Below are 26,395 nucleotides of genomic sequence, written 5' to 3'. Positions count from 1 at the left end.
AGCAGGACGGCGAGGGCCGGGCATGACCGGGCGCCGTGTCGAAGGGCTGCTGCTGGGGCTCGCCGCCGGGGACGCCGCCGGCTGGCCCGCCGCGCGGCACCGGGCCGCCCGTATGCCCGAGTGGACCCGCCGCCTCACCCGCGAGCTGGACACCTTCGCCGAGCAGAACGCCACCACCACCCTGCCCGTGCCGATCGCCCTCAACCAGCCCCCGGAGCCCCTCCGCCTCGGCCCCTCCGACGACGCCGAGTGGGCGGCGTTCGCCGCCGAGGCCGTCCTGCGGGCCGGTGACGACGACGTGCTCGGCGACCTCGGCCGGGAGCGCCGGATGCGGGCCGCCATCGACCTCACCTGGACCGCCGTCGCCGCCGAGGTCGCCGCGGCGGCGGAACGCGCCCCCGAGATCGAGTCCGCCGTGCTCCCGCTGCGCGCCCGCATCTCCGTCCGCGCCGGCCTCGGCAACCTCGCCACCGGACTGCGCCCGCCCGCCACCGGCCACGACAACCCGCACTACTTCGACGACGCGGCCTGCGTGCTAGCCGTGGCCCATCCCGGAGACCCCGAACGCGCGGCCGGTCTGGCCGAGTTCGACGCCCGCTACACCCAGGACGGCGACGGTGTGCACGGCGCCCGCGCGATGGCGGCGGCCCTGGCGCTCGCCCTCGCCGGAGCGGACACGGACGCCTGTGTCGCGGCCGCGCTCGCCGAGCTCCCCGAGGGGACGGAGATCGGCCGCAACGCCCGGCACGCCCTCGCCCTGGCCCGGGACAGCGACGGCGCCTTCGCCCTCGTCCCGCTCCTCGAGCACCAGATCGTCGACCACGTCTACAGCTATGGCATCGCCGCCGCCGAGACCGTCCCCGTCGCGCTCGCCCTCGCCACCGCCGCCCGCGGCCGTATCGCCGAGGCCGTCCCCACCGCCGCCTGCCTGTCCCGGGTCGCCGACTCCGCGCCGGCCCTCACGGGCGCGCTCACCGGAGCCCTGGGCGGCGGCGCGGCCGTCCCGGCCGCCTGGCGGGAGGCGTGCCGCACCCTGTCCGGCTGCGCCCTGCCCCGCCTGACCGGCACCGACCTGGTGGAACTCGCCGGGCTCCTGGAAGCCGCGCACCGAGCCCGACCAGGAGGATGATTCGGGCATGACGCCCAAAGGAGAAGAAAGCAGCGGCCCGGGTCCGGTGCGGCTGAGCGGTCTCGACGAGCGGATCACCGGGGCCCTGGTCGGAGCCGCCGTCGGCGACGCGCTCGGCGGCCCCGTCGAGGGCTACTCCCCCGACCAGATCACCGACCGTCACGGCGGCCGCGTCCACGGCATCGTCGGCCCCTGGCACGGCGCGGACTGGCGCACCGCCCGTCCCATCGCCCCGTACCACAAGGGCGACGGCCACGTCACCGACGACACCCTGATGACCCACGCGCTGGTCCGGGTCTACGCCCGGGTCAGGGACCACCTCGACGCGTACGCGGTCGCCGACCACCTGGTGCCGGACCTGATGGCGAACCCGCGCTGGATCCCGGAGCTGGAGACCGAGACGGTGCCGCTGCACCGCCTCTTCCTCGCCGAGAAGTGGCTGGTGGCCCGGCTGGCGTACGGCCACGTGGACCCGCGGGAGGCGGGCGTCGGCAACATCGTCAACTGTGGCGCGGCGATGTACATGGCGCCCGTCGGCCTGGTCAACGCGGCCGACCCGGCCGCCGCGTACGCCGAGGCGCTGGACGTCGCGGGCGCGCACCAGTCGTCGTACGGCCGCGAGGCCGCCGGGGTCTTCGCCGCCGCGGTCGCCGCCGCCGCCTCGCCGGACGCCACTTCGGACTCCGTGGTGACCGCCTGCCTGGGCCTGGCGAAGGACGGCACGCGCGCGGCGATCGAGAAGGTCTGCGAAGTGGCGCGCGGTCACCGGGACTTCGAGTCGGCGCTGGTCCCGCTGCGGGCGGCGGTGGCCCCGTACGACACGGTCGGCCCCGACTACCGCTCCCCCTCCCTCGGCGCCCGGCGCCCCTCCCGGCTGCACTCGATCGAGGAACTCCCGGTGGCCCTGGGCATGCTGCTGGTCGCCGGCGGGGACTACCGCCACGCGGTGCTGGGCTCGGTCAACTACGGACGCGACTGCGACTCGATCGCCACGATGGCCGGCGCGCTGGCGGGCGCCCTGGGGTCGCCGGTCCCGGAGGACTGGGCGAAGACGGTGGCGGAGGCGAGCCGGCTGGACCTGTGGGAGCCGGCCCGCACGCTCGCCGGGGTCACGCGCGAGATCTTCCGGCGGGACGTGGACCGCAGGCGGGCGCACGAGCGGGCGTTCGCGGCGCTGGGAGGCACCTCGTGCTCCGACTGACCTGGGTGCAGCCCGAGGACCTGCTGGGCCACGAACTCGTCCAGGCCCGCCTGGACGGCCGGGAGCCGGCGCGGATCGAGGCGCGGTGGCGGGCGGCCGGCGGCCCGGCGGCCCCGGAGCGGGCGGGGGCCTCACCGCAGCGGGCCTCGCGCTATCTGCGCCTCCTCGCCGAGGACCTGCTGGACGAGCTGGCCGACCTGCCGAGCAGGCTGGCCGAGGACGAGCCGACGGACCTGGCCGGCATCAGGGCCGCCTGCCCCGACTGGCCCGCCGCGCGGCCCCGCGGGGAGACCACACCCCTCGCCCTGGAAGCGGCCTGGCTGGGCCGGGCCGCCGGCTGCCTCCTCGGCAAGCCCGTCGAGAAACTCCCCCTCGACGGCATCCGGGCCCTCGCGAGGGCCACCGGCAACTGGCCCCTGGCCACCTGGTTCACGGCCCGGGGCGTTCCCGGGGACCTCCTCGCCCAGTACCCCTGGAACCGCCGCTCGGCCCCCACCTCCCTCGCCGAGAACATCGACGGCATGCCCGAGGACGACGACCTCAACTACCCGCTGCTCGGCCTCCTCCTGCTCCGCCGCCACGGCCGGGGCTTCAGCACCGCCGATGTCGCGGCGCTCTGGCTGGACGAACTCCCGCCGGGCCGCGCCTTCACCGCCGAGCGCCTCGCCTTCCGCAACCTGCTCTGCGGTATCGAACCCCCGCACACCGCCCGCCACCGCAACCCGTTCCGCGAGTGGATCGGCGCCCTGATCCGCGCCGACGTCCACGGCTGGACCAATCCCGGCGACCCCGCGGCCGCCGCCGGACAGGCCCACCGCGACGCGCTCCTCACCCACACCGCCAACGGCGTGTACGCGGCGATGTTCACCGCCGCCACGCTCGCCGCCGCGGCCGGCGGGGAAAGGGACGTGCACGCCTGCCTGCGCACCGGCCGCACGGTGGTCCCGGACCGCTCACGGCTGGCGGGGGCCATCGACCACGCCCTGCGACTGGCCGCGCGGCACGAGGACTTCGACGACGTCGTGGACGAACTGCACGCCACCTACGCGGCCACCCACCACTGGGTCCACGCCATCCCCAACACCGCTCTGACCGTCGCCGCCCTCGCTCACGCGGGCGGCGACTTCGCCGGCTCCGTCTGCCGTGCGGTCTCCGGCGGCTGGGACACGGACTCCAACGGGGCGGCCGCCGGCAGCGTCGCCGGTCTCCTGGCCGGCACCCCGGAGGCGCTCCCCGACCGCTGGCGGGCCCCGCTGAAGAACCGGCTCGCCACCACCGTCGCCGACTTCGACGGCACCGGCTTCGACACCCTCGCCCGACTCACGCACCTGGAGGCGACCCGCCCATGACCCACATCGCCGTCCTCGGCAGCACGAACATGGACCTCGTCACCTATGTCACCAAGGCCCCGCAGCGCGGCGAGACCGTGACGGGCCGGGACTTCCGCACCGTCCCCGGCGGCAAGGGCGCCAACCAGGCCATCGCCGCGGCCCGGGCCGGAGCCACGGTCTCGATGATCGGCGCGGTCGGCAACGACGCCTTCGGTGTCCGCCTGCGCGACACCCTCGAACACTCGGGCGCGGACACCGACTTCCTGCGCACGGTGGAGGGCCCGTCCGGCACCGCGCACATCGTGGTGGACGACGAGGGCGGCAACTCCATCGTCGTCATCCCCGGCGCGAACGGCACCGTCGACCACCTCGCCGCCGGCGACGAGGGTGTCATCGCCTCCGCCGACGCCCTGCTGCTGCAACTGGAGATCCCGCTGGCCGCAGTGGTCTCGGGGGCGGAGGCGGCGCGACGGCACGGGGTCCGTACGGTGCTCACCCCCTCCCCCGCCCAGCCGCTGCCCCCCGATCTGCTGGAGGCCACCGACCTGCTGGTCGCCAACGAGTACGAGGCCGTCACCCTCACCGGCCGCACCGACCCCCGCGCGGCGGCCGCCGCCCTGATGGAGCTGATCCCCGAGGTCGTCGTCACACTGGGCGCGACCGGCTGCCTGTACCTGGCCCGGGGCACCGAGCCGCTGGTGGTGCCGGCGCCGCAGGTCAAGGCGGTGGACTCCACCGGGGCGGGCGACACCTTCGTGGGAGCGCTCGCGGTGGCCCTCGCCGAGGAGAAACCGGTGCGTGAGGCGCTGTCCTGGGCGGCGGCCGCGGCGGCCCTTTCCGTGCAGCGGGAAGGCGCGTCGGCGTCGATGCCGTACCGCCCGGAGATCGAGGCCCAGTACAACGCATGAGCACACACCCCGAGAACACGCGCCCCGAACACCCCCGGCCCCTCGACGGCCTGCGGGTCCTGGACCTGGCCACCCTCTTCGCCGGCCCCATGGCCGCCACCCTGCTCGGCGACTTCGGCGCCGATGTGATCAAGGTGGAGCATCCGGGGCGGCCCGACCCGTCCCGGGGCCACGGCCCGGCGAAGCACGGTGTCGGCCTGTGGTGGAAGGTGCTCGGGCGCAACAAGCGCGCGATCACCCTCGACCTGTCCCGGCCCGGTGGCCGCGCGACCCTGCTGCGGCTTGCGGCCACCGCCGACGTGGTGATCGAGAACTTCCGCCCCGGCACCCTGGAGAAGTGGGACCTGGGCTGGCCGGAGCTGTCCGCCGCCAATCCACGGCTGGTCCTCACCCGGGTCACGGCCTTCGGCCAGTTCGGCCCGTACGCGCACCGCCCCGGCTTCGGCACGCTCGCCGAGGCGATGAGCGGCTTCGCCGCGCTCACCGGCGAACCGGACGCGCCGCCGACGCTGCCGCCCTTCGGTCTCGCCGACTCGGTCGCGGCACTGGCCACGGCCTACGCGGTGCTGACGGCGCTGGCGGGCCGGGACCGCACCGGCCAGGGCCAGGTCGTGGACATGGCGATCATCGAGCCGATCCTCGCGGTCCTCGGTCCGCAGCCCACCTGGTACGACCAGCTCGGCTACGTCCAGGAGCGCACCGGCAACCGGTCCGCGAACAACGCCCCGCGCAACACCTACCGCACCGCCGACGGCGCCTGGGTCGCCGTCTCCACGTCCGCGCAGTCGGTGGCGGAACGGGTGATGCGGCTGGTGGGCCGCCCGGAGCTGACCGAGGAGCCGTGGTTCGCCACGGGTGCGCGGCGGGCCGCGCACGCCGACGTGCTGGACGAGGCGGTCGGGAGCTGGATCGCGGCCCGCGGCCGCGCCGAGGTGCTCGCGGCCTTCGAGAAGGCGGAGGCGGCGGTGGCCCCGGTGCAGGACGTGCGGGACGTCCTGGCCGACCCCCAGTACCAGGCCCTGGACACCGTCACCACCGTCGAGGATCCGGAGCTGGGCCCGCTGCGCATGCAGAACGTCCTCTTCCGGCTGTCCGGCACGCCCGGGGCGATCCGCTGGGCCGGCCGGCCGCACGGCGCCGACACCGACGCGGTCCTCACCGAGCTGGGCCTCGGCCCGGAGGAGCTGCGCGCCCTGCGCGAGGAGGGCGCCCTGTGACGCCGTTCCCGCTGACCTGGCTGTACGCCCCCGGCGACCGCCCGCACGTCGTGACCAAGGCGCTGGCCCGGGGCGCCGACGTGGTGGTGATCGACCTGGAGGACGCGGTCGCCCCCGACCGCAAGGAGTACGCCCGGGCGGCCACGGCCGAACGGCTGGCCGAGCCGCAGCGGGTCCCGGTCCACGTCCGGGTCAACGCCCTGGACGGCCCCTGGGCCGCCGCGGATCTCGCGGCCCTGGCCACGCTGCCGGGCGTGACCGGGCTGCGGCTGCCGAAGGTGAGCTGCGCCGGGCAGGTCAGACAGGCCGCCGTGACCACCGCCCGCCCTCTGTACGCCCTGCTGGAGTCGGCCCTCGCCATCGAGCACGCCTACGCCATCGCCGCCGCCCACCCGTCGCTGCGGGGCATCTCGCTCGGCGAGGCCGATCTACGGGCCGACCTGGGTGTACGGGCCGACACGGGCCTCGACTGGCCGCGTTCCCGGGTCGTGGTCGCCGCCCGGGCCGCCGGGCTCCCCCCGCCGCCCCAGTCCGTCCATCCCGACATCCGCGACCTGGACGGCCTCGCCGCCTCCTGCGCCCGGGGCCGGGCCCTGGGCTTCCTGGGCCGCGCGGCGATCCACCCGCGGCAGCTCCCGGTGATCGAGCGGGCCTACCTCCCGACCCCGGCGGAGCTGGAGCACGCGGAGACGATCATCAAGGCGGCGGCGACGGACCAGGGCGCCCAGGCGCTGCCCGACGGCCGCTTCGTCGACGCGGCGGTGGTGGCCGCCGCGCGGCGGACGCTGTCGCTGGCGCGCCGGGAGTGACAGCGCGCCCGGTCCGGCGGCACACGCGGTCGGACACGCCGAAGGGCGCTCCGGAGATCCGAAAGCGCCCTTCGGTGCGATGTCCGCGGCCGTCAGCCCTTCTTCGCCGACTCCGCCTCGTCCTTCGCCGCCACGGCGTCCGGCCCGGCGAGGTCCCCGGGCTCGTCCCCGGTCCGGTCCTCGGTCTTGCTCCCGGTCCCGCCGCCCGTCTCGTCCGCCGCCTCGCCCACGGTGCCGTTCCCGGCCTTGTCCTCGGCGGCCTTGTCCTCGGTGGCCTTGTCCTCGGCCGCGGCCTCGGGGTCGACGGTCCCGCCGTCCGAGACGCCCGGCTCGACCACGGCTTCCCGCCCGGGCCGCTTCCTGGCCGACACCACGATGTAGGTGACCGCCAGCAGGAACACGATCAGCGCGGTCCAGTCGTTGAGGCGCAGTCCCAGGATGTGGTGGGCGTCGTCGACGCGCATGTACTCGATCCAGGCGCGGCCCACGCAGTACGCGGCGACGTACAGGGCGAAGGCCCGGCCGTGGCCCATCCTGAAGCGGCGGTCGGCCCAGATGACCAGGACGGCGACGCCGATGCACCACAGGGACTCGTAGAGGAAGGTCGGGTGGTAGTAACCCGGCACCCGGCCGCCCTCTGAGGAGGTGATGTGCAGCGCCCAGGGAACGTGCGTCTCGCGTCCGTACAGTTCCTGGTTGAACCAGTTGCCCCAGCGGCCCATGGCCTGCGCGAGGGCGATGCCGGGTGCGACGGCGTCGGCGTAGGCGGGCATCGGGATGCCCCGGCGCCGCGCGCCGATCCACGCCCCGAGCGCGCCCAGTGCGATCGCGCCCCAGATGCCCAGGCCGCCTTCCCACACCTTGAAGGCGTCCACCCAGTCACGGCCCTCGCTGAAGTACAGCTCGTAGTCCGTGATCACGTGGTAGAGGCGGCCGCCGACCAGGCCGAAGGGCACGGCCCATACGGCGATGTCGGCGACCGTGCCGGACCGCCCGCCCCGGGCGACCCAGCGCTTGTTGCCGAGCCAGACGGCGATGAAGACGCCGATGATGATGCAGAAGGCGTAGCCGCGCAGGGGGATGGGGCCGAGATAACGCACCCCGTGCGACGGGCTGGGGATGTAGGCAAGTTCCATGGCAGGGTCGACGCTACCGTGCCGGGCCGGGCGGACGGCAAGCGGACGGGCTACGGCTCCATAACGGGGACGTGAGAAACGCTTACCCCTGGTTCTTCTGTTCCACCATCTGCTTCAGCTTCTCCGGGGTCATCGTCTGGTCCTGGTAGATGTTCTTGCCGTCCAGCAGGACGGTGGGCGTGCTGCCGTAGCGGCCGGCCTCGAACGCCTGGTGGGACTTGTTCACCCAGCCGTCGTGGGTGCCGTTGTTGACGCACTTGCGGAACGCCGGGGTGTCGAGACCGCTGACCTTTCCGGCGAGCTGGATCAGCTTGCCGTTGTTCCCGAACGCGTCGTCCGTCTCCTGGGGCTGGTTCGAGTACAGCACGTCGTGGTAGTCACGGAACTTCCCGGCGTCCTGGGCACAGGCCGCGGCGTTCGCCGCGCGCAGGGAACCGGTGCCGCGGAGGTTGCCGTCGATCAGCCGGACCAGGTGGTAGTCGACTCTCAGCTTGCCCGCGTCGGTCAGCTCGTGCAGCGTCGGCCGGTACCGCGCCTCGAAGGACATGCAGGCCGGGCAGCGGAAGTCCTCCCAGACGGTGAGCGTCGACTTGGCGCCGTCCTTGCCGACCGGGATCGCGAGGCTGTCCTGGCCCCGCGCGCCCGAGGGCACCACGACCGGGCCCGACGCGGTGCTGCTCTTCTTGCCCTTGCCCGAGTTGGCGGCGATCACGCCGATCACCGCCGCGAGTCCCAGGACGCAGACGACGCTCGCTCCCACGATCAGCGTGCGCCGACGCCGGTCCGCGGTCCTCTGCTTCTCACGCTCGGCCGCAATCCGCTCACGGGCGGTGCGCTTTCCGTCACGGTTCTTCTCGCTCACACCCCCAGAACGAACCGGGGAGGCGCAGCGCGCCTCCCCGACCCGAGGTCCACTCGTTCGAGTGACCGATTCTTCCGTTGTGAACGACTGACGCCACCTATGGGCGCTTATGCCTGCCCGCGCACGCCCTTGGCCAGATCACCGGCGAGCTCGCGCACCGCCGCGAGGCCGGCGGCGTGGTCGGGGGCGTCCAGCATCCGCTTGACGAACGCCGAGCCGACGATGACTCCGTCGGCGAACCCGGCGACCTCGGCGGCCTGGGCCGCGTCGGAGACGCCGAGCCCCACGCACACCGGCAGTCCGGTGCCCGTGGCCCGGGTGCGCTCCACCAGGTTCTGCGCCTGCGCGCCGACGGACGCGCGGGTGCCGGTGACGCCCATCAGCGAGGCCGCGTAGACGAAGCCGCTGCCCGCCTCGGTGATCCGCGCCAGCCGCTCGTCCTTGCTGCTGGGGGCGACGACGAAGACGGTGGCGAGGCCGTGCTTCTCGGCGTGCTCCCGCCACAGGGCCGACTCCTGGACCGGCAGGTCGGGCAGGATGCAGCCCGCGCCGCCCGCCTCGGCCAGCTCGGCGGTGAAGCGCTCGACGCCGTAGCGGTCGATGGGGTTCCAGTACGTCATCACGAGCACGGGCTTGCCGGTGGCCTCGTGGGCCTCCCTGACCGTGCGCATGACGTCGGCGATCCTGACCCCGCCGCGCAGGGCGATGTCGTCGGCGGTCTGGATGACGGGGCCGTCGAGGACGGGGTCGCTGTGCGGCAGGCCCACCTCCACGACGTCCGCGCCGCCGTCGAACGCGGCCCTGATCGCCTCGATGCCGCCGTCCACGGTCGGGAACCCGGCCGGGAGGTAGGCGATGAGCGCGGACCGGCCCTCCGCCTTCGCGGCGGCGAGGGTGTCCGTCAACAGCCGGATATTGCCGCTCACTTGGCGTCCCCCTCGATCTCGGCGGTGTCGGCTTCGTTGGCGGCCACCTCGGCGTCGGTGTCGTAGAGGCCGAAGTAGCGCGCCGCGGTGTCCATGTCCTTGTCGCCGCGGCCGGACAGGTTGACCACGATCAGCCCGTCCGGGCCCAGCTCCCTGCCGACCTCCAGGGCGCCGGCGAGGGCGTGGGCGCTCTCGATGGCCGGGATGATGCCCTCGGTGCGCGACAGCAGGCGCAGGGCCTGCATGGCCGCGTCGTCGGTGACCGCGCGGTACTCGCCGCGGCCGGAGTCCTTGAGGTAGGAGTGCTCGGGGCCGATGCCCGGGTAGTCCAGACCGGCCGAGATGGAGTACGGCTCGGTGATCTGGCCCTCGTCGTCCTGGAGGACGTACGACCTGGAGCCGTGCAGGATGCCGGGCTCGCCGGCGGTGAGGGTGGCCGCGTGCTCGCCGGTCTCGATGCCGTGTCCGGCGGGCTCGCAGCCGATGAGCCGGACGCCCTCGTCGGGGATGAAGGCGTGGAAGAGGCCGATGGCGTTGGAGCCGCCGCCGACGCAGGCGACCGCGGCGTCGGGCAGCCGCCCGGCGCGCTCCAGGAGCTGCCGCCGCGCCTCCACGCCGATGACCCGGTGGAAGTCCCGGACCATGGCCGGGAAGGGGTGCGGGCCGGCCACGGTGCCGAACAGGTAGTGGGTGCGGTCGACGTTGGCGACCCAGTCCCGGAACGCCTCGTTGATGGCGTCCTTCAGGGTGCGGCTGCCGGACTTCACGGCCACGACCTCGGCGCCGAGCATGCGCATGCGGGCGACGTTGAGGGCCTGCCGCTGGGTGTCGACCTCGCCCATGTAGATGGTGCAGTCGAGGCCGAAGAGGGCGCAGGCGGTGGCGGTGGCGACACCGTGCTGGCCGGCGCCGGTCTCGGCGATGACGCGGGTCTTGCCCATGCGCTTGGTGAGCAGGGCCTGCCCGAGCACGTTGTTGATCTTGTGGGAGCCGGTGTGGTTCAGGTCCTCCCGCTTGAGGAAGACACGGGCACCACCGGCGTGTTCGGCGAACCGCGGCACCTCGGTCAGCGCGCTGGGCCGGCCGGTGTAGTTCACCAGCAGGTCGTCGAGCTCACGGGCGAACTCGGGGTCGGACTTGGCCTTGTCGTACTCGACGGCGACCTCGTCCACGGCGGCGACGAGCGCCTCCGGGATGAACTTGCCGCCGAACGCCCCGAAGTAGCCCTCGGCGCTGGGCACCTGGCCGGTGGGATCGGGAATGAAGAACTCGCTGGGCATACGGATACCTCGCAGGGGCGGTGCCCCGGGTGGCTGGACTTGGGGTACGAGTACGCGTGCGCTGCCCTCAGCGGTGTCTCCCACAGCACCCGGGTCGGGTGGTGGGTGGGTGAGGACCGGGGGTCCGGGGGCGGGGCCCCTGGGCGGCCGGGAGAGACCTGGTCGCGGGTGGACCGGCGTTCACAAGGAGACGGGCTCAGCTCACCGCGGGTGACGCGCACGCGGAGTGACGCCATCGCATGCCGTTCACCTGACCGGGCTCGTCACCGATCACATAGCGGACCCGCCGCCCGTGCACCCGTCGCGCGGGGGCACGGCAGCCTCGGGGCCGGCAGCCGCGGGCGAGGCGGGCATAGGTGTCCCGCGTCGGCGGGGTGATCGGAAGCGTCATCGGGGCCAGCTTAGCCGGAGGTCAGCCCCGCCCGTGCCGGAGCGCGGGGTGTTCGCCGGCGGCGACCAGGTCGGACACGGCGGCCTTCGGGTCGCGCCCGGTGACCAGGGACTCGCCGACCAGCACCGCGTCGGCGCCGGCGTTGGCGTAGGCGATCAGGTCGTGCGGCCCGCGCACTCCGGACTCGGCGACCTTGACGAGGTGGTCGGGGATCTCCGGGGCGACCCGCTCGAACGTGCCGCGGTCGACCCGCAGGGTCTTCAGGTTGCGCGCGTTGACGCCGATGATCCGGGCACCCGCGTCCACCGCCCGCTCGACCTCGTCCTCGTCGTGCACCTCGACGAGCGGGGTGAGGCCGATGGAGACGGCGCGCTCGATCAGCGACTCCAGGGCCGACTGGTCCAGGGCGGCGACGATCAGCAGCGCGAGGTCGGCGCCGTACGCGCGGGCCTCCCAGAGCTGGTACGACGTGACGATGAAGTCCTTGCGCAGGACGGGGATGTCCACGCGCGCGCGGACCGCCTCCAGGTCGGCCAGCGAGCCGCCGAAACGGCGCTGTTCGGTGAGGACCGAGATGACGGCGGCGCCGCCCGCCTCGTAGTCCGCCGCGAGCCCGGCCGGGTCGGCGATCGCGGCCAGCGCGCCCTTGGAGGGGCTGGAGCGCTTGACCTCACAGATGACCTTGACGCCGTCGCCCTTGAGCGCGGCCACGCCGTCCTTGGCGGGGCGGGCCTTCGCCGCGCGCTCCTTGAGCTCGTCGAGGCTGACGCGCGCCTGCCGCTCCGCGAGGTCGGCACGGACTCCGTCGATGATCTCGTCGAGCACACTCACGCGAGCGGCCCCCTTTCAGACGGTCGTTCCTTCAGGTTCCGAAACCTGCGGTCACTGCGATGGTATCCGGAGGACGGCCGAGGCCTCGCATCCGGTGGACGCCGGTCCCATCACCTGGACGTTCACCGTTCGATCACGGATGCAGCCAGCCGCCGAACGGCAGGTTCCGGACAACCGTGAACACCAGCAGCAGCGCGCCGACGGACCACATCAGGGCACCTCCCGGTTCGAACCGCACCGCCCGGCCGCGTACCGCGCGCACCACCCAGACGGTCCACAGCACCGCGAAGCCCAGGTAGGCGGCCACCCCCGCCGCGTTGTCGTGCAGGGCGGTGAGGAGGTCGCCGTGGACGAAGGCATGGGCGCTGCGCAGTCCGCCGCAGCCGGGGCAGTACAGGCCGGTCAGGCCGTAGAGCGGGCACACCGGGTAGTGGCCGGGTTCGTTGGGGTCGACGGTGCCGACGTACGCGAAGGCCCCGGCGACGGCCGCGAGGACACCGGCCGGGACGGCTAGCCGGTTCCAGGGGGTGGTGGGGGTGGTGCGCGGGGCGGTGCCGCTGTCGGGGTTCACGTCGGCATTCTGCCCCGCACGCCCGCGGCACGCGCGCGAGGGGCGGCCCCACCGGATGTGGTGGGGCCGCCCCTCGCGGGATGCGCTGCGGTGGGGCTCAGCCCTCGACGCCGGCCGGCTCCCGGGCCGGGACGTGGCCGCTGTGCGAGGCGCCCTGGGCGCGCTTCTGCTGGCCGAGGCCCATGGCGCGCATGGCGACACCGACGACGCCGCCGAGGAGCACGATCACCATGCCCGCCCAGAAGCCGACCGGCTGGGCCATCACCATGAAGGCACCCGCGACGCAGAAACCGATGAAGGCGATGGTGACGCCGGTCCAGGCGGCCGGGGTGTGACCGTGGCTGCTGCCCGCCATGACTTGCTCCTCGTTGCTTGTACGTGTCGAAGTACGTGTCCGTACGGTTCCGAGCGCGTCACCGTCCGAGCCGGGCGCTCTTCGTCCATTGTCCCGTACGCACGCGCGTGCCGGACGCGGGGGTGGCGTCTGGTTCGCCACATCCGGCGGGGCGCGGGGGCGGCCCTCAGGCGCCGGTGGGATCCTCGCCGCGGTCCAGGGCCTTCCAGATCTCCTCGGGGCGCTCCGGGTCGGCCGGCCGGGCCTTGCGGCGCGGGCGGTCCGAGCCGCGCTCGTAGCGGCCGGACATGGCGGGCCACAGGGCGCCGTAGCGCAGCGCGAGCAGGCCGGCGAGCAGGATCAGGACGCCACCGGCGGCGGCGACGTAGGGCCAGCCGGTGTGCGAGAGGGCGGTGACCGCGGCCGAGGTGTCGCCGGTGGTCCGGGCGGCCTCCTCGTCCAGCGCGGAGCTGTCGGAGGCCCCGGCGAACGCGGCGGCGACGATGCCGGCGCCGCTGAGCGCGAGCAGCGCGGCGACGGCGACGCGGCCGGCCCGGCGGACGGCGAAGACGGCGACGAGCGCGGCCAGGCCCACTATGGCGAGGGCCGCGGGGACGCCCGTGACGTCGCTGCCCCTGGCGGTCAGCGGGAAGGCGCCGCCGGCCACCGTGGCGGTCCCCTCCGACCAGCGCTGCCGGGTCGCGAGCAGGGTCACGGCCGCGCCGAGCGCGCCGCACAACAGGGCCACGGCGAGGCTCCGCCGGCCGGACCGGCTGGGTGCGGCGGCTTCGGAACGGGGGTGAGGTACGGCAGTCACGTACTCCACTATCGCCTGGACCCCGGGTGAAGCGTCACCCGGGGTTCGGCAGGGGCGTTCCAGCCGCCCAGCCGGTTGGCCGTGTGCACCGCCCGCAGCACCGCGGCGGCCTTGTTGCGGCACTCCTGGTCCTCGGCGGCCGGGTCGGAGTCGGCGACGATGCCGGCCCCGGCCTGGACGTGGGCGGTGCCGTCGCGGAGCAGAGCCGTGCGGATGGCGATCGCGGTGTCGGAGTCGCCGGCGAAGTCGAGATAGCCGACGCAGCCGCCGTAGAGGCCGCGCCGGGACGGTTCGAGCTCGTCGATGATCTGCATGGCGCGGGGTTTGGGGGCGCCGGAGAGGGTGCCCGCCGGGAAGCAGGCGGTCAGTACGTCGAAGGCGGTACGGCCCTCGGCGACCCGGCCGGTGACGGTGGAGACGATGTGCATGACGTGCGAGTAGCGCTCGATGGACATGAAGTCGACGACCTCCACCGAGCCGGGCTCGCAGACCCGGCCGAGGTCGTTGCGGCCGAGGTCGACCAGCATCAGGTGCTCGGCGCGTTCCTTGGGGTCGGCGAGCAGCTCGTCGGCGAGGGCCTGGTCCTCCTGCGGGGTGGCGCCGCGGTGCCGGGTGCCGGCGATGGGGTGGACCATCGCGCGCCCGTCCTCGACCTTGACCAGCGCCTCGGGGGACGAGCCGACGACGTCGAACCCGTCGAAGCGGAACAGGTACATGTACGGCGAGGGGTTGGTGGCCCGCAGGACCCGGTAGACGTCCAGCGCGCTCGCCGTGCACGGGGTCTCGAAGCGCTGCGAGGGCACGACCTGGAAGGCCTCGCCCGCGCGGATGCGCTCCTTGACGTCCTCGACGGCCCGCCTGAAGTCGGGGCCGCCCCAGCGGGCGGTGTACTCGGGCAGCTCGGAAGGCGGCAGCACGGCCGGGGGCTGGGCGACCGCGCGGCCGAGGTCGGCCTCCATGGCGTCGAGGCGGGCCACGGCGTCGGCGTACGCCTCGTCCACGCCGGTCTCGAGGTCGTTGTGGTTGATCGCGTTGGCGATCAGCAGGACCGAGCCCTCCCAGTGGTCCATGACGGCGAGGTCGCTGGTGAGGAGCATGGTCAGCTCGGGCAGCCCGAGGTCGTCGCGCTCGCCGGGGCCGATCTTCTCCAGGCGGCGGACGATGTCGTAGCCGAGGTAGCCGACCATGCCGCCGGTGAAGGGCGGCATGCCCTCCTGGCGCGGGGTGTGCAGGGTCTGGACGGTGGCGCGCAGGGCGGCGAGCGGGTCACCTTCGGCGGGGACGCCGACGGGCGGGGTGCCGAGCCAGTGCGCCTGGCCGTCACGGGTGGTGAGGGTGGCGGCGGACCGCACGCCGACGAAGGAGTACCGGGACCAGGAGCGCCCGTTCTCCGCGGACTCCAGCAGGAAAGTGCCGGGGCGTTCGGCGGCGAGTTTGCGGTAGAGCGCGACCGGGGTGTCGCCGTCGGCGAGGAGCTTGCGGGTGACCGGGATGACACGCCGGTCGGTGGCGAGCTTGCGGAAGGTCTCGAGGTCCATGGCGGCAGACCTTACTGATCAGCGGTGGCCGGGCGGGCCCGCCGGGCGCTCGCGCCGGGGTCGTCCTGGAGCAGGACGTCCTCGTCGAAGCAGGTGCGGGCGCCGGTGTGGCAGGCGGCGCCGACCTGGTCGACCTTGACCAGCACGGTGTCGGCGTCGCAGTCCAGGGCGACCGACTTGACCCGCTGGACGTGGCCGGAGGTGTCTCCCTTGACCCAGTACTCCTGGCGGCTGCGCGACCAGTAGGTGCAGCGGCCGGTGGTCAGCGTGCGGTGCAGCGCCTCGTCGTCCATCCAGCCGAGCATGAGCACCTCGCCGGTGTCGTACTGCTGGGCGATGGCCGGGAGGAGTCCGTCGGCGCTGCGCTTCAGGCGCGCGGCGATCTCGGGGTCGAGAGTGCTGGTCATGGGTGCCATTGTGCCGCGTGGGCGGGACGGTTCCGGGTTTCTGTCCAGGGGATGGGCAGTCGGCGGGCGGCGGCTGAGACGGGCCCGGGTGGCGGGGGGACGGGTGGGCGGACCGGTTACGGAGTCGTAGGCTGACTCCATGTCGACCTTCGCCAAGCGTGAACGGCTCCTGCTCGCCGACCTCTTGGAAACCGTCGGACCGGACGCCCCGACCCTCTGCGAGGGCTGGCGGACCCGTGACCTGGCCGCGCACGTGGTGGTGCGCGAGCGCCGCCCGGACGCGGCGGGGGGCGCGCTGATCAAGCCGCTGGCCTCCCGTCTGGAGAAGGTGCTGGCGGAGTACGCGGCGAAGCCGTACGAGGAGCTGATCCAGCTCATCAGGACCGGTCCGCCGCGCTTCTCCCCGTTCCAGCTCAAGCAGATCGACGAGGCCGCCAACACGGTCGAGTTCTACGTGCACACCGAGGACGTCCGCCGGGCCCAGCCGGACTGGGGCCCGCGCGAGCTGGACGCGGTGTTCCAGGACGCGCTGTGGTCGCGTCTGGAGCGCACCGCCCGGCTGCTGGGCCGGGGGGTGCCGACCGGTCTGGTGCTGCGCCGCCCGGACGGCCAGACGTCGGTGGCGCACCGGGGCACTCCGGTGGTGACGGTGACGGGTGAGCCTTCGGAACTGCTGATGTTCGCCTTCGGCCGGCAGAACGAGGCGAAGGTGGAGCTGGACGGCGACGAGAACGCGATCGCCACCCTGCACGAGTCGAAGCAACTGGGCTTCTGAACCCGGGCCGTCCGCGACGGGGCATCCGAGACCGGGATTTCCGAGACCGGGCATCCGGGAGGCGCCGCATGATCAAGGTCGCGATGACCAGTGTGTTCGTGGACGACGTGGCGAGGGCGCACGCCTTCTACACGGAGGTCCTGGGGTTCGAGACCCGGCTGCACATGGATCCGGGCGGCGGCACGCCGTTCGTCACGGTGGGGGCGCGCGAGGGGGCCCAGCCGGATCTCCAGTTGCTGCTGGAGCCCGGGCAGGGCCCGATCGCGGAGCCGTACCGCACGGCGCTGTACGAGGCGGGGATCCCGTGCATCGTGTTCTCCGTGGACGACCTGCCGGCGGAGTACGAGCGGCTGCGCGGGCTGGGTGTGCGGTTCCCGCATCCGCCGCAGGTGCAGGGCCCGGTGCTCGCGGCGGTGCTCGACGACTCGGTCGGCAACCTGGTGCAGCTCACCCAGCGGCGGGTGTGAGCGTCAGCGGGGGAGTTCCGCGCGGCGCAGCCCGGAGACGCACAGGGCGACCACTCCGCCGAGCCCGCACACGGCGGCGCTGGTCACGAACACCGGGCCGAGACCGAAGGCCCCGATGGCGGCGGCCGCGAACGGCATGCTCAGCGGGGCCAGGCCCAGGCTGACCACACTGGCGACGGCGGTGACCCGGCCGAGGTAGGCGGGGTCGGTCAACGTCTGCAGCATGGCCCCGCACAGCACCCCGCTGAGCCCGGCGAGCAGCCCGATCAGCAGGGCGACGCCGACGGCCCCGACGAGCTGGGGCACGTAGGCCAGGGTGCCGATGGCGACCGAGCCGGCGAGGATCGCCCAGGCGGCGACCAGCCCGGCGCGCGGGACCCGGCCGCGGACGGCGAGCAGCAGTGAGGCGGCGCCCGCCCCGGCGCCGAATCCGGCGAGCACCCAGCCCATGCCGGCGGCGCCCCAGCCGCGCCGGTCGGCGAGCAGGGTCAGGCCGACGTTGAGCGGGCCGACGAAGCCGAAGTCGCCGAGGGCGATGGCGAGCATGAGCGGGGCGAGGACGCGGTGGCCGCGGATGTAGCGCAGGCCGGCCACCAGGTCGGCCCAGGCGGTGGTGCGCGCGGGGGCGGGGGTGTCGTCGCCGGGCAGGGGGCGCAGGCGCACGGAGATCAGCAGCGGTACGGAGACGGCGATCAGCAGTCCGGCGAGGGCGAAGGCCGCCGAGGCGCCGCCCAGGGCCACGCCGAGTCCGCCGAGCGGGGCGCCGGCCACGCCCGCGCAGCGGATGGCGAGGCCGCGCATGCCCTGTACGCGGGCGAGCTGTCCCCTGCCGGTGATCCGGGCCGGGAGGGCGCCGACGGCGGGCATGAACACGGCGTCGACGGTGCCGAAGAGCAGGGCCAGCAGGGCGAGCGGCCACAGTCCGGGGCCGGTGAGGAACAGCAGGGCGGCCACCGCGAGGACGGCCGCGCAGCGCACGGCGTCGCTGCCGATGACGACGCGGCGCGGGCCGAGCCGGTCGGCGAGCACTCCCCCGCCGAGCATCAGCACGGCCCTCGGCAGCGCGCTGACGGACATGACGACACCGGCCTGCGCGGGGGTGCCGGCCTGGACGGCGGCCCAGGACAGGGCGATGTAGTAGACGCTGTCGCCGAGCATGGAGGCGGTGTAGGCGCCGAGCCAGCGCAGCACGTTGGGGTCGCGGTGGGCGGGGCGGTCCTCGGTGACGGAGGCCGGGGGTATGAGGGTGTCGGTCACGGCGGGGGCCCTTCTCAGACGCGGAACGGGAATCCGTACACGTGCAGCGCGACGTGCTCGCGCCCTTCGGTCTCGCCGTCGGCTTCGGCGGACCGGCCCGACTCGTCGTACCTGCGGATCAGCGCGAGCAGTTCGTCCTGCAGTGCGCGCAGTTCGGGGGCGGTGAGGCGGAGCAGGGACTCGCTGTCGCCCGCCGCCGTGTTCCACTCGGCGCTCCACGTCGGCCGTTCGTCGAGGTAGCGGCGGTAGAGGTCGGTGCGCTGGTCGTGGAAGAGCCGGGTCGCCGCCAGGTGCGCGGCCGCGGTCTCGGGGGCGTCCCGGAAGTCCTTGTCACGGATGCTCAGGCCCTCGGAGGAGGGCTGCCACCAGCGTTCCCGCCCGTCCGCGCTCTGCGGCCGGGCCTCCTCGATGAGGCCGTGCTCGGCGAGCTTGCGCAGGTGGTAGCTGACCAGCGAGACGGCCTCGTCGACCTGGTCGGCGAGGTGCGAGGCGGTCGCCTTGTCGGCCACACACAGGGCTCGGTACAGCTTCATCCGCAGCGGGTGCGCCAGCGCCTTCAGCGTGCCCACGTCCGTGATGGGACGGCTCCCCTTGGCTGTCATGTCTCCGACTCTAGATGCGAAAGAAAAGTTGCGCAATGAATGTTGCGCAACTTTCCTTTCGTATCTTCCTCATCGAGGGGGCCCGGTCATGAGAAGGCCCCGGCCGCCTTGTCGGGCGGCCGGGGCCGAGGGCTCGGGAAGGCGTCACCGCACGGGGTGGCCCGCCTCCCGCAGGGTCTGCTTGACCTCGCCGATGCGCAGGTCCCCGAAGTGGAAGACGGAGGCGGCGAGAACCGCGTCCGCGCCCGCGTCGACGGCCGGCGGGAAGTCCGTCAGCCGCCCGGCGCCGCCGGAGGCGATCACCGGGACGGTGACGTGCTTGCGGACGGCCGCGATCATCTCCAGGTCGTAGCCGTCCTTGGTGCCGTCCGCGTCCATGGAGTTGAGCAGGATCTCCCCCGCGCCCAGCTCGGCCGCGCGGTGGGCCCACTCGACGGCGTCGATGCCGGTGCCCCTGCGGCCGCCGTGCGTCGTCACCTCGAAGGCGCCGCCCTCGGTGCGGCGCGCGTCCACCGACAGCACCAGGACCTGCCGGCCGAACCGCTCGGCGATCTCCCGGATCAGCTCGGGCCGGGCGATGGCCGCGGTGTTCACGCCCACCTTGTCCGCGCCGGCCCGCAGCAGCCGGTCCACGTCCTCGGCGGTGCGGACACCGCCGCCGACGGTCAGCGGGATGAACACCTGCTCGGCGGTGCGGCGCACCACGTCGTAGGTGGTCTCCCGGTCGCCGGAGGACGCGGTGATGTCCAGGAACGTCAGCTCGTCGGCGCCCTCGGCGTCGTACACCTTGGCCATCTCGACGGGGTCACCCGCGTCGCGCAGGTTCTGGAAGTTGACGCCCTTGACGACCCGGCCGTTGTCCACGTCCAGGCAGGGGATGACTCGGACCGCCAGGGTCATGAGGTCACGGCTCCTCTGAATGCCTCTAGTTCCACTTCGACCAGGATGCGCGGGTCGACGAAGCCCTCCACGACCAGCAGGGTCGAGGCCGGGCGGACGGAGTCGAAGATCTCCTTGTGGGCGCGGCCCGCCGCGTCCACGTCCCGCACATGGGTCAGGTACATCCGGGTGCGCAGCACGGACCCGGCGTCGAGGCCGAACTCACCGATCGCCTCGAGGGCGCTGGTGAAGGCCACCTTGGCCTGTTCGTAGGGGTCGCCCTCCCCGTACAGCACGGTGCCCTTGAAGGACGTCGTGCCGGCCACCAGCACCCGGTCACCCGCCGCGACCGCGCGCGCGAACCCGAAACTCTCTTCCCAGGGACTTCCGCTCTGCACGCGCCGCACGGTCTCGGATGTCATGACGCCACTGCCTCCAGTGCCTCTTCCAGGGTGAACGCCTTCGCGTACAGGGCCTTCCCGACGATGGAGCCCTCGACACCGAGGGGTACCAGCTCGGCGATGGCCCGGAGGTCGTCCAGGGACGACACGCCGCCGGAGGCCACGACCGGCCGGTCGGTGGCGGCGCAGACGTTCCTCAGCAGCTCCAGGTTGGGGCCCTGCAGGGTGCCGTCCTTGGCGATGTCGGTGACGACGTAGCGGGCGCAGCCCTCCTTGTCGAGGCGCGCCAGCGTCTCGTAGAGGTCGCCGCCGTCCCGGGTCCAGCCGCGGCCGCGCAGGGTCGTGCCGCGCACGTCCAGACCGACCGCGATCTTGTCGCCGTGCTCGGCGATGACCTTGGCGACCCACTCCGGGGTCTCCAGCGCGGCCGTGCCGAGGTTGACGCGGGTGCAGCCGGTGGCGAGGGCCGCGGCGAGCGTGTCGTCGTCGCGGATGCCGCCGGACAGCTCCACCTTGATGTCCATCGCCCTGGCGACCTCGGCGATCAGGTCGCGGTTGTCGCCGGTGCCGAAGGCGGCGTCGAGGTCGACCAGGTGCAGCCACTCGGCGCCGGAGCGCTGCCAGGCGAGGGCGGCCTCCAGCGGGGAGCCGTAGGAGGTCTCGGTCCCGGACTCGCCGTGCACGAGGCGTACGGCCTGGCCGTCGCGGACGTCGACGGCGGGGAGGAGTTCGAGCTTGGCCATGGTCTACAGGGTTCCGATCCAGTTGGTGAGGAGCTGGGCACCGGCGTCGCCGGACTTCTCGGGGTGGAACTGGGTGGCCCACAGGGCGCCGTTCTCCACGGCCGCGACGAAGGGCCGGCCGTGCGTGGACCAGGTGACCCTGGGGGCCGCGATCAGCGGGTTGTTCGTCTCCAGCGCCCAGTCGTGGACGGCGTAGGAGTGCACGAAGTAGAAGCGGGCGTCCTTGTCGAGGCCGGCGAACAGCTCGGAGTCCTCCGGGGCGTCCACGGTGTTCCAGCCCATGTGGGGCACGACGTCGGCCTCGAGCGGCGCGACCGTGCCGGGCCACTCGTCGAGGCCCTCGGCCTCCACGCCGTGCTCGATGCCGCGCGCGAAGAGGATCTGCATGCCGACGCAGATGCCCATCACCGGCCGGCCGCCGGACAGCCGGCGGTCGACGACCCAGTCACCGCGGGCCGCGCGCAGGCCCTGCATGCAGGCGGCGAACGCGCCGACGCCCGGCACCAGCAGGCCGTCGGCGTTCATGGCCTTGTCGAAGTCGCGGGTGATCTCGACGTCGGCCCCCACGCGCGCGAGGGCCCGCTCGGCGGAGCGGACGTTGCCGAAGCCGTAGTCGAAGACGACGACCTTCTTGGCGCTCAATTCCAGACCTCCAGCCGCATGACGCCGGCGACCAGGCACATCGCGGCGCCGATCGAGAGCAGCACGATGAGGCTGGTGGGCATCTTCTGCTTGGCGAAGGAGATGATGCCGCCGACCAGGAAGAGGCCGACGACGATCAGGACGGTGGACAGACCGGTCATGGGGTTACAGCGCGCCCTTCGTCGACGGGAGGATGCCGGCCGCGCGCGGGTCGCGCTCGGAGGCGTAGCGGAGCGCCCGGGCGAGCGCCTTGAACTGGCACTCCACGATGTGGTGCGCGTTGCGGCCGTAGGGCACGTGCACGTGCAGGGCGATCTGCGCCTGGGCGACGAAGGACTCCAGGATGTGCCGGGTCATCGTGGTGTCGTACTCGCCGATCATCGGCGCCATGTTCTCGGGCTCGGTGTGCACGAGGTAGGGGCGGCCGGAGAGGTCGACGGTGACCTGGGCGAGGGACTCGTCCAGCGGGACCGTGCAGTTGCCGAAGCGGTAGATGCCCACCTTGTCGCCGAGCGCCTGCCTGAAGGCGGCGCCGAGCGCGAGGGCGGTGTCCTCGATGGTGTGGTGGGAGTCGATGTGCAGGTCGCCGTCGGTCTTCACGGTCAGGTCGAACAGACCGTGCCGGCCGAGCTGGTCGAGCATGTGGTCGTAGAAGCCGACGCCCGTGGCGATGTCGGTCCTGCCGGTGCCGTCGAGGTCGATCTCGACCAGTACCGAGGTCTCCTTGGTGGTGCGCTCCACGCGTCCGACGCGGCTCATGACTGGGGCTCCTTCTTCAACTCACGGACCGCGTCGAGAAACGCGTCGTTCTCCTCCGGGGTGCCGGCGGACACCCGCAGCCACCCCGGTACGCCGTTGTCCCGGACCAGTACGCCCCGGTCGAGGATCCGCCGCCAGGCCTCGTGGGCGCTGTCGAACCGGCCGAACTGCACGAAGTTCGCGTCGGACTCGATCACCTCGAAGCCGATCGTGCGCAGCTCGGCGACCAGCCGGTCCCGCTCGGACTTGAGCTGCTCGACGTAGCCCAGCAGGGTGTCGGTGTGCTCCAGGGCGGCCAGGGCGGTCGCCTGGGTGATCGCCGAGAGGTGGTACGGCAGCCGGACGAGCTGTACGGCGTCCACGACCGCCGGGTCGGCGGCGAGGTAGCCGAGGCGCAGTCCGGCCGCGCCGAACGCCTTCGACATGGTGCGCGAGACGACCAGGTGGGGCCGGCCCGCCAGCAGCGGCAGCAGCGACTCGCCGTGGCTGAACTCGATGTAGGCCTCGTCCACGACCACCATGGACGGCTTGGCCGCCTGGGCCGCCTCGTACAGCCCGAGGACCGTCTCGGGCGGCACGGCGTTGCCGGTGGGGTTGTTGGGGGTGGTGACGAAGACGACGTCGGGCCGGTGCTCGGCGATGGCGCGCCGGGCGGCGGCGAGGTCGATCCCGAAGTCCTCGCCGCGGGGCCCGGAGATCCAGCCGGTGCCCGTGCCGCGCGCGATGAGCGCGTGCATCGAGTACGACGGCTCGAAGCCCATGGCCGTGCGGCCCGGTCCGCCGAAGGTCTGCAGCAGTTGCTGGATGACCTCGTTGGAGCCGTTGGCCGCCCAGACGTTCTCGATGCCGAGCGGGTGCTTGCCGGTGTTCGTCAGGTACTTGGCCAGCTCGGTGCGGAGCTGGACCGCGTCCCGGTCGGGGTAGCGGTTCAGGTCGCGGGCGGCCTCCCGGACCCGCTCCACGATCCGCTCGACCAGCGGCTCGGGCAGCGGGTAGGGGTTCTCATTGGTGTTCAGCCGTACGGGTACGTCCAACTGGGGCGCGCCGTAGGGGGACTTGCCGCGCAGCTCGTCCCGTACGGGCAGATCGTCGATGCCGGTCACTTGCTCGTCGGTACCTTCCAGCCGAACCTCGCCTTGATCGCCGCGCCGTGCGCGGGCAGGTCCTCCGCCTCCGCCAGCGTGACCACGTGGTGCGCGACCTCCGCCAGCGCGTCCCGCGTGTAGTCGACGATGTGGATGCCGCGCAGGAAGGACTGGACGGACAGGCCGGAGGAGTGGCAGGCGCAGCCGCCGGTGGGCAGGACGTGGTTGGACCCGGCCGCGTAGTCGCCGAGCGATACGGGCGCCCAGGGGCCGATGAAGATCGCGCCGGCGTTCTTCACCCGGTCGGCGACCGCGGTGGCGTCGGCGGTCTGGATCTCCAGGTGCTCGGCGCCGTACGCGTCGACCACCCGCAGGCCCTCCTCGACGCCGTCCACGAGGACGATCGCGGACTGCTTGCCGGCCAGGGCCGGGCGGATGCGGTCCTCGATGTGCTTGGTGGCCGCCACCTGCGGCTCCAGCTCCTTCTCCACCGCGTCGGCCAGCTCGGTGGAGTCGGTGACCAGCACGGCCGCCGCGAGCGGGTCGTGCTCGGCCTGGCTGATCAGGTCCGAGGCGACGTGCGCCGGGTCGGCGGTGTCGTCGGCGAGGATCGCGATCTCGGTGGGACCGGCCTCGGTGTCGATGCCGATCTTCCCGGTGAAGTAGCGCTTGGCCGCGGCCACCCAGATGTTGCCGGGGCCGGTGACCATGTTGGCGGGCGCGCAGGACTCGGTGCCGTACGCGAACATCGCGACGGCGGTGGCGCCACCGGCCGCGTAGACCTCGTCCACGCCGAGCAGCGCGCACGCGGCGAGGATCGTCGGGTGCGGCAGTCCGCCGAACTCCGCCTGCGCCGGGGAGGCGAGCGCGATCGACTCGACTCCGGCCTCCTGGGCCGGGACCACGTTCATGATCACGGACGAGGGGTAGACGGACCGGCCGCCGGGCGCGTACAGCCCGACGCGCTCGACCGGCACCCACTTCTCGGTCACGGAGCCGCCCGGCACGACCTGGGTGGTGTGCGCCGTACGGCGCTGTTCGCGGTGGACCAGGCGGGCCCGGCGGATGGACTCCTCCAGGGCGGCGCGCACGGCCGGGTCGAGGGCCTCGAGCGCCTCGGTCAGCGCCCGGGCCGGGACGCGGACGGATTCCAGCCGTACTCCGTCGAACTTCTCGGCGAAGTCGATCAGCGCCGCGTCGCCACGATGATGCACGGCCTCGCAGATCGGACGCACCTTCTCCAGGGCGGCCTGAACGTCGAAGTCGGCTCGGGGCAGCAGGTCGCGCAGGGCGGGGCCCTCGGGGAGGGCGTCGCCGCGCAGATCGATTCGGGAGATCACGTACTCAATTCTCTCAGACCCGCGTCCGCAGCCGTCCGCGCGTATCAATGGCTGATACAGAACCTGGCCGGAACGCGGAAGATCACCTTCACGTCTAGTGTGCCGGGCGTCACTCAGCGGGCATGAACGGGTGTACGAGGCGGACGACTTGTGAGTGGCGGGGAAGAGGGAAAGAGCGGTGACCGACGGGGCCGGCAGCGACGCCGGAGATCTGCCGGAGGGCCTGACCGCGGCCGAGGCCGGTATGTGGCAGGCCTTCCGCAACGGCAGTGCGTACGACCTGAGCAGCGGCGACGCGGTGGTGGACGATCCGCACGGCGGGCATCCCTGGGGCCCGGAGCGGAGCGTCAGGGCGCGCATCGTCTGCTGGCTGCTGCTGGACGGGCCGCCCGCGCTCGCGGGGCGGGTGTCCGCGCTGAAGCTGGCCGGTGTGCGGATCACCGGCACGCTGGAGCTGGCGGGCGGCACGGTCACGCCGTACGTGGAGATGCGCGGCTGCCGCTTCGACGACCAGGTCCTGCTTCCCGAGGCCCGCTTCACGACCGTGCGCCTGGTGAACTGCGCGCTGCCCCGGCTGGAGGCGGCCCGGGTCACCACCGAGGGCGACCTGCACCTGCCGCGCTGCCGCTTCCAGAGCGGGGTGCGGCTGACCGACGCGCACATCGGGACGGACCTGCTGCTGAACCAGGCGGTCGCCCACCGGGACCGCAGCGGCCGCTCGATCGCCGCCGACGGCATGAGCGTCGGCCAGGACCTGCAGGCGGAGCTGCTGGAGTCGCACGGCGAGCTGAGCCTGCGCGGCGCCCAGGTCGGGGGCTCGCTGAGCCTGCGGGGGGCGAAACTGGCCAATCCGTACGCGCGTCTCGCCCTGAACGCCCCCCAGCTGACGGTGGAGCGCACCTTGTACCTGACCCCGGCGGGCGTGGGCAATCCGCTGCTGAGCGGGACCACTCCCGCGCGCGGAACGCGGATCCAGCGCTTCGAGTGCCAGGGCGGGGTGCGGCTGGACGACGGCCGGTTCGGGGACGCCGTGGACCTGGAGCGGGCCCGGTTCGTCCTCACCGACGACCAGGATCTGTCGCTGCGCCGGGTGCAGACGCCGGAGCTGCGTTTCCTGGGCGACCGGCCGCAGCGCGGGCAGGTGAAGCTGTCCGGCGCGCGGGTCGTCAACCTGGTGGACCGCGCGGGGAGCTGGCCGGGCCCGGGCAGCCTGCACATGGGCGGCTTCACCTACGAGAGCCTGGTCCCGCGCGGCCCGTTCCCGCTGACCCGGCGGCTCGACTGGGTGGCGGCGGCGACCGCGGAGTACAACCCGGAGCCGTACGAGCGGCTGGCCTCGGTGCTGCGCGCGGCCGGAGAGGACGAGGACGCGCGCGAGGTGCTGCTCGCCAAGCAGCGCCGGCGCCGCGAGACGCTGCCGCCGGCGGGCAAGGTCTGGGGCTTCGTCCAGGACTGGGCCGTGGCCTACGGCTACCGGCCGGGGCGGGCGGCGGTGTGGATGGCGGTGCTGTGGGCGGCGGGCACGCTCGCCTTCGCACACGCCGGGCATCCGCCGGTGGACTCCGGCGAGCATCCGTCCTGGAGCCCCGCGCTGTTCACGCTGGACCTGCTGCTGCCGGTGATCGACCTGGGCCAGGTCGGCCAGTGGCAGCTGCGCGGCGGCTGGCAGTGGCTGGCCGCGGTGATGATCATCATGGGCTGGATACTCGCGACCACCGTGGCGGCGGGGGCGACCCGGCTGCTGCGGCGGAGCTGAC

General features: G+C 73.5%; 30 protein-coding genes. 9 read left to right on the top strand and 21 right to left on the bottom strand.

Annotation, left to right across the window (positions count from 1 at the left end; translation table 11 throughout):
- The first annotated feature begins 22 nt into the window (after positions 1-22).
- From ABZ478_RS17940 to ABZ478_RS17915, 6 genes are read left to right on the top strand one after another with little or no spacing between them, the layout of a single operon-like run.
- On the top strand, positions 23-1,129 hold the full coding sequence (locus ABZ478_RS17940; protein WP_359550286.1) for an ADP-ribosylglycohydrolase family protein: 1,107 nt from the start codon (positions 23-25) through the stop codon (positions 1,127-1,129).
- Between the two features lie 7 nt (positions 1,130-1,136).
- Entirely contained in the window at positions 1,137-2,330 is a 1,194-nt protein-coding gene (locus tag ABZ478_RS17935) for an ADP-ribosylglycohydrolase family protein (protein WP_359550284.1), read from the top strand.
- A complete protein-coding gene (locus ABZ478_RS17930; protein WP_359550282.1) occupies positions 2,318-3,679 on the top strand; it encodes an ADP-ribosylglycohydrolase family protein in 1,362 nt (453 codons plus the stop codon). The genes ABZ478_RS17935 and ABZ478_RS17930 overlap by 13 nt, the downstream gene beginning before the upstream one ends.
- Positions 3,676-4,569 carry a ribokinase gene (gene rbsK, locus ABZ478_RS17925; protein WP_359550280.1) on the top strand — a complete coding sequence of 298 codons (894 nt, stop codon included), beginning with the start codon at positions 3,676-3,678 and terminating at the stop codon, positions 4,567-4,569. Before ABZ478_RS17930 ends, rbsK begins: the two co-directional genes overlap by 4 nt.
- On the top strand, positions 4,566-5,786 hold the full coding sequence (locus ABZ478_RS17920) for a CoA transferase (RefSeq protein WP_359550278.1): 1,221 nt from the start codon (positions 4,566-4,568) through the stop codon (positions 5,784-5,786). Before rbsK ends, ABZ478_RS17920 begins: the two co-directional genes overlap by 4 nt.
- Positions 5,783-6,595: a CoA ester lyase gene (locus tag ABZ478_RS17915; RefSeq protein WP_359550275.1), complete on the top strand. Its 813-nt coding sequence runs from the start codon at positions 5,783-5,785 to the stop codon at positions 6,593-6,595. Before ABZ478_RS17920 ends, ABZ478_RS17915 begins: the two co-directional genes overlap by 4 nt.
- Positions 6,596-6,687: 92 nt before the next feature.
- Here ABZ478_RS17915 and lgt read toward each other — a convergent pair whose 3' ends face one another.
- From lgt to hisI, 11 genes are all read right to left on the bottom strand, one after another.
- Complete coding sequence (lgt, locus tag ABZ478_RS17910) at positions 6,688-7,731, bottom strand: prolipoprotein diacylglyceryl transferase (RefSeq protein ID WP_359550272.1); 1,044 nt, start codon at positions 7,729-7,731, stop codon at positions 6,688-6,690.
- 82 nt (positions 7,732-7,813) lie between these two features.
- Complete coding sequence (locus ABZ478_RS17905; RefSeq protein WP_359550269.1) at positions 7,814-8,593, bottom strand: thioredoxin domain-containing protein; 780 nt, start codon at positions 8,591-8,593, stop codon at positions 7,814-7,816.
- A 107-nt stretch (positions 8,594-8,700) separates the two neighbouring features.
- Entirely contained in the window at positions 8,701-9,519 is an 819-nt protein-coding gene (trpA, locus tag ABZ478_RS17900; protein WP_359550266.1) for a tryptophan synthase subunit alpha, read from the bottom strand.
- Positions 9,516-10,799 carry a tryptophan synthase subunit beta gene (trpB, locus tag ABZ478_RS17895; protein WP_359550263.1) on the bottom strand — a complete coding sequence of 428 codons (1,284 nt, stop codon included), beginning with the start codon at positions 10,797-10,799 and terminating at the stop codon, positions 9,516-9,518. Before trpB ends, trpA begins: the two co-directional genes overlap by 4 nt.
- Positions 10,800-10,995: 196 nt before the next feature.
- Positions 10,996-11,190, bottom strand: coding sequence for a hypothetical protein (locus tag ABZ478_RS17890; RefSeq protein ID WP_359550261.1), 195 nt, complete (start codon positions 11,188-11,190; stop codon positions 10,996-10,998).
- Positions 11,191-11,211: 21 nt separating this feature from the next.
- The gene (trpC, locus tag ABZ478_RS17885; RefSeq protein WP_359550259.1) at positions 11,212-12,021 is read right to left on the bottom strand and encodes an indole-3-glycerol phosphate synthase TrpC; all 810 of its coding nucleotides are present in this window, start codon (positions 12,019-12,021) and stop codon (positions 11,212-11,214) included.
- 133 nt (positions 12,022-12,154) lie between these two features.
- Complete coding sequence (locus ABZ478_RS17880; protein ID WP_359550256.1) at positions 12,155-12,592, bottom strand: DUF2752 domain-containing protein; 438 nt, start codon at positions 12,590-12,592, stop codon at positions 12,155-12,157.
- Between the two features lie 97 nt (positions 12,593-12,689).
- Positions 12,690-12,947, bottom strand: a complete 258-nt coding sequence (locus tag ABZ478_RS17875; protein WP_359550254.1) for an HGxxPAAW family protein — start codon at positions 12,945-12,947, stop codon at positions 12,690-12,692.
- A 166-nt stretch (positions 12,948-13,113) separates the two neighbouring features.
- Entirely contained in the window at positions 13,114-13,752 is a 639-nt protein-coding gene (locus ABZ478_RS17870) for a TIGR02234 family membrane protein (RefSeq protein ID WP_359550251.1), read from the bottom strand.
- Entirely contained in the window at positions 13,752-15,281 is a 1,530-nt protein-coding gene (locus ABZ478_RS17865) for an anthranilate synthase component I (RefSeq protein ID WP_359550248.1), read from the bottom strand. The genes ABZ478_RS17870 and ABZ478_RS17865 overlap by 1 nt, the downstream gene beginning before the upstream one ends.
- 11 nt (positions 15,282-15,292) lie before the next feature.
- Positions 15,293-15,697, bottom strand: a complete 405-nt coding sequence (hisI, locus tag ABZ478_RS17860) for a phosphoribosyl-AMP cyclohydrolase (protein WP_359550245.1) — start codon at positions 15,695-15,697, stop codon at positions 15,293-15,295.
- A 130-nt stretch (positions 15,698-15,827) separates the two neighbouring features.
- Between hisI and ABZ478_RS17855 the strand changes: the two genes are divergently transcribed.
- Entirely contained in the window at positions 15,828-16,463 is a 636-nt protein-coding gene (locus ABZ478_RS17855) for a TIGR03085 family metal-binding protein (RefSeq protein WP_359550242.1), read from the top strand.
- A gap of 68 nt (positions 16,464-16,531) precedes the next feature.
- Entirely contained in the window at positions 16,532-16,930 is a 399-nt protein-coding gene (locus ABZ478_RS17850) for a VOC family protein (RefSeq protein ID WP_359550239.1), read from the top strand.
- 3 nt (positions 16,931-16,933) lie between these two features.
- Here ABZ478_RS17850 and ABZ478_RS17845 read toward each other — a convergent pair whose 3' ends face one another.
- The 10 genes from ABZ478_RS17845 to hisD all read right to left on the bottom strand — a co-directional run bounded on the left by ABZ478_RS17845 (position 16,934) and on the right by hisD (position 24,638).
- Positions 16,934-18,187, bottom strand: a complete 1,254-nt coding sequence (locus ABZ478_RS17845; RefSeq protein WP_359550237.1) for an MFS transporter — start codon at positions 18,185-18,187, stop codon at positions 16,934-16,936.
- 14 nt (positions 18,188-18,201) lie between these two features.
- Positions 18,202-18,789, bottom strand: coding sequence for a helix-turn-helix domain-containing protein (locus ABZ478_RS17840; RefSeq protein WP_359550236.1), 588 nt, complete (start codon positions 18,787-18,789; stop codon positions 18,202-18,204).
- Between the two features lie 144 nt (positions 18,790-18,933).
- Positions 18,934-19,689, bottom strand: a complete 756-nt coding sequence (gene hisF, locus ABZ478_RS17835; protein ID WP_358931124.1) for an imidazole glycerol phosphate synthase subunit HisF — start codon at positions 19,687-19,689, stop codon at positions 18,934-18,936.
- Positions 19,686-20,090, bottom strand: a complete 405-nt coding sequence (locus tag ABZ478_RS17830) for a RidA family protein (RefSeq protein ID WP_359550233.1) — start codon at positions 20,088-20,090, stop codon at positions 19,686-19,688. The genes hisF and ABZ478_RS17830 overlap by 4 nt, the downstream gene beginning before the upstream one ends.
- On the bottom strand, positions 20,087-20,812 hold the full coding sequence (gene priA / locus ABZ478_RS17825) for a bifunctional 1-(5-phosphoribosyl)-5-((5-phosphoribosylamino)methylideneamino)imidazole-4-carboxamide isomerase/phosphoribosylanthranilate isomerase PriA (RefSeq protein ID WP_359550230.1): 726 nt from the start codon (positions 20,810-20,812) through the stop codon (positions 20,087-20,089). The genes ABZ478_RS17830 and priA overlap by 4 nt, the downstream gene beginning before the upstream one ends.
- Before the next feature lie 3 nt (positions 20,813-20,815).
- Entirely contained in the window at positions 20,816-21,454 is a 639-nt protein-coding gene (gene hisH / locus ABZ478_RS17820) for an imidazole glycerol phosphate synthase subunit HisH (protein ID WP_359550228.1), read from the bottom strand.
- Positions 21,451-21,615: a hypothetical protein gene (locus ABZ478_RS17815; RefSeq protein WP_199210187.1), complete on the bottom strand. Its 165-nt coding sequence runs from the start codon at positions 21,613-21,615 to the stop codon at positions 21,451-21,453. Before ABZ478_RS17815 ends, hisH begins: the two co-directional genes overlap by 4 nt.
- Before the next feature lie 4 nt (positions 21,616-21,619).
- The gene (hisB, locus tag ABZ478_RS17810) at positions 21,620-22,213 is read right to left on the bottom strand and encodes an imidazoleglycerol-phosphate dehydratase HisB (protein WP_356147650.1); all 594 of its coding nucleotides are present in this window, start codon (positions 22,211-22,213) and stop codon (positions 21,620-21,622) included.
- Complete coding sequence (locus ABZ478_RS17805) at positions 22,210-23,316, bottom strand: histidinol-phosphate transaminase (RefSeq protein ID WP_359550225.1); 1,107 nt, start codon at positions 23,314-23,316, stop codon at positions 22,210-22,212. The genes hisB and ABZ478_RS17805 overlap by 4 nt, the downstream gene beginning before the upstream one ends.
- A complete protein-coding gene (gene hisD / locus ABZ478_RS17800; protein WP_359550223.1) occupies positions 23,313-24,638 on the bottom strand; it encodes a histidinol dehydrogenase in 1,326 nt (441 codons plus the stop codon). The genes ABZ478_RS17805 and hisD overlap by 4 nt, the downstream gene beginning before the upstream one ends.
- A gap of 178 nt (positions 24,639-24,816) precedes the next feature.
- Between hisD and ABZ478_RS17795 the strand changes: the two genes are divergently transcribed.
- Entirely contained in the window at positions 24,817-26,394 is a 1,578-nt protein-coding gene (locus ABZ478_RS17795) for an oxidoreductase (protein WP_359550220.1), read from the top strand.
- The last annotated feature ends 1 nt before the right edge of the window (position 26,395 follow it).

Source organism: Streptomyces sp. NPDC005706 (assembly GCF_040631045.1).
Taxonomy (GTDB): Bacteria; Actinomycetota; Actinomycetes; order Streptomycetales; family Streptomycetaceae; genus Streptomyces.
This window is presented reverse-complemented; position numbering and strand designations above follow the sequence as displayed.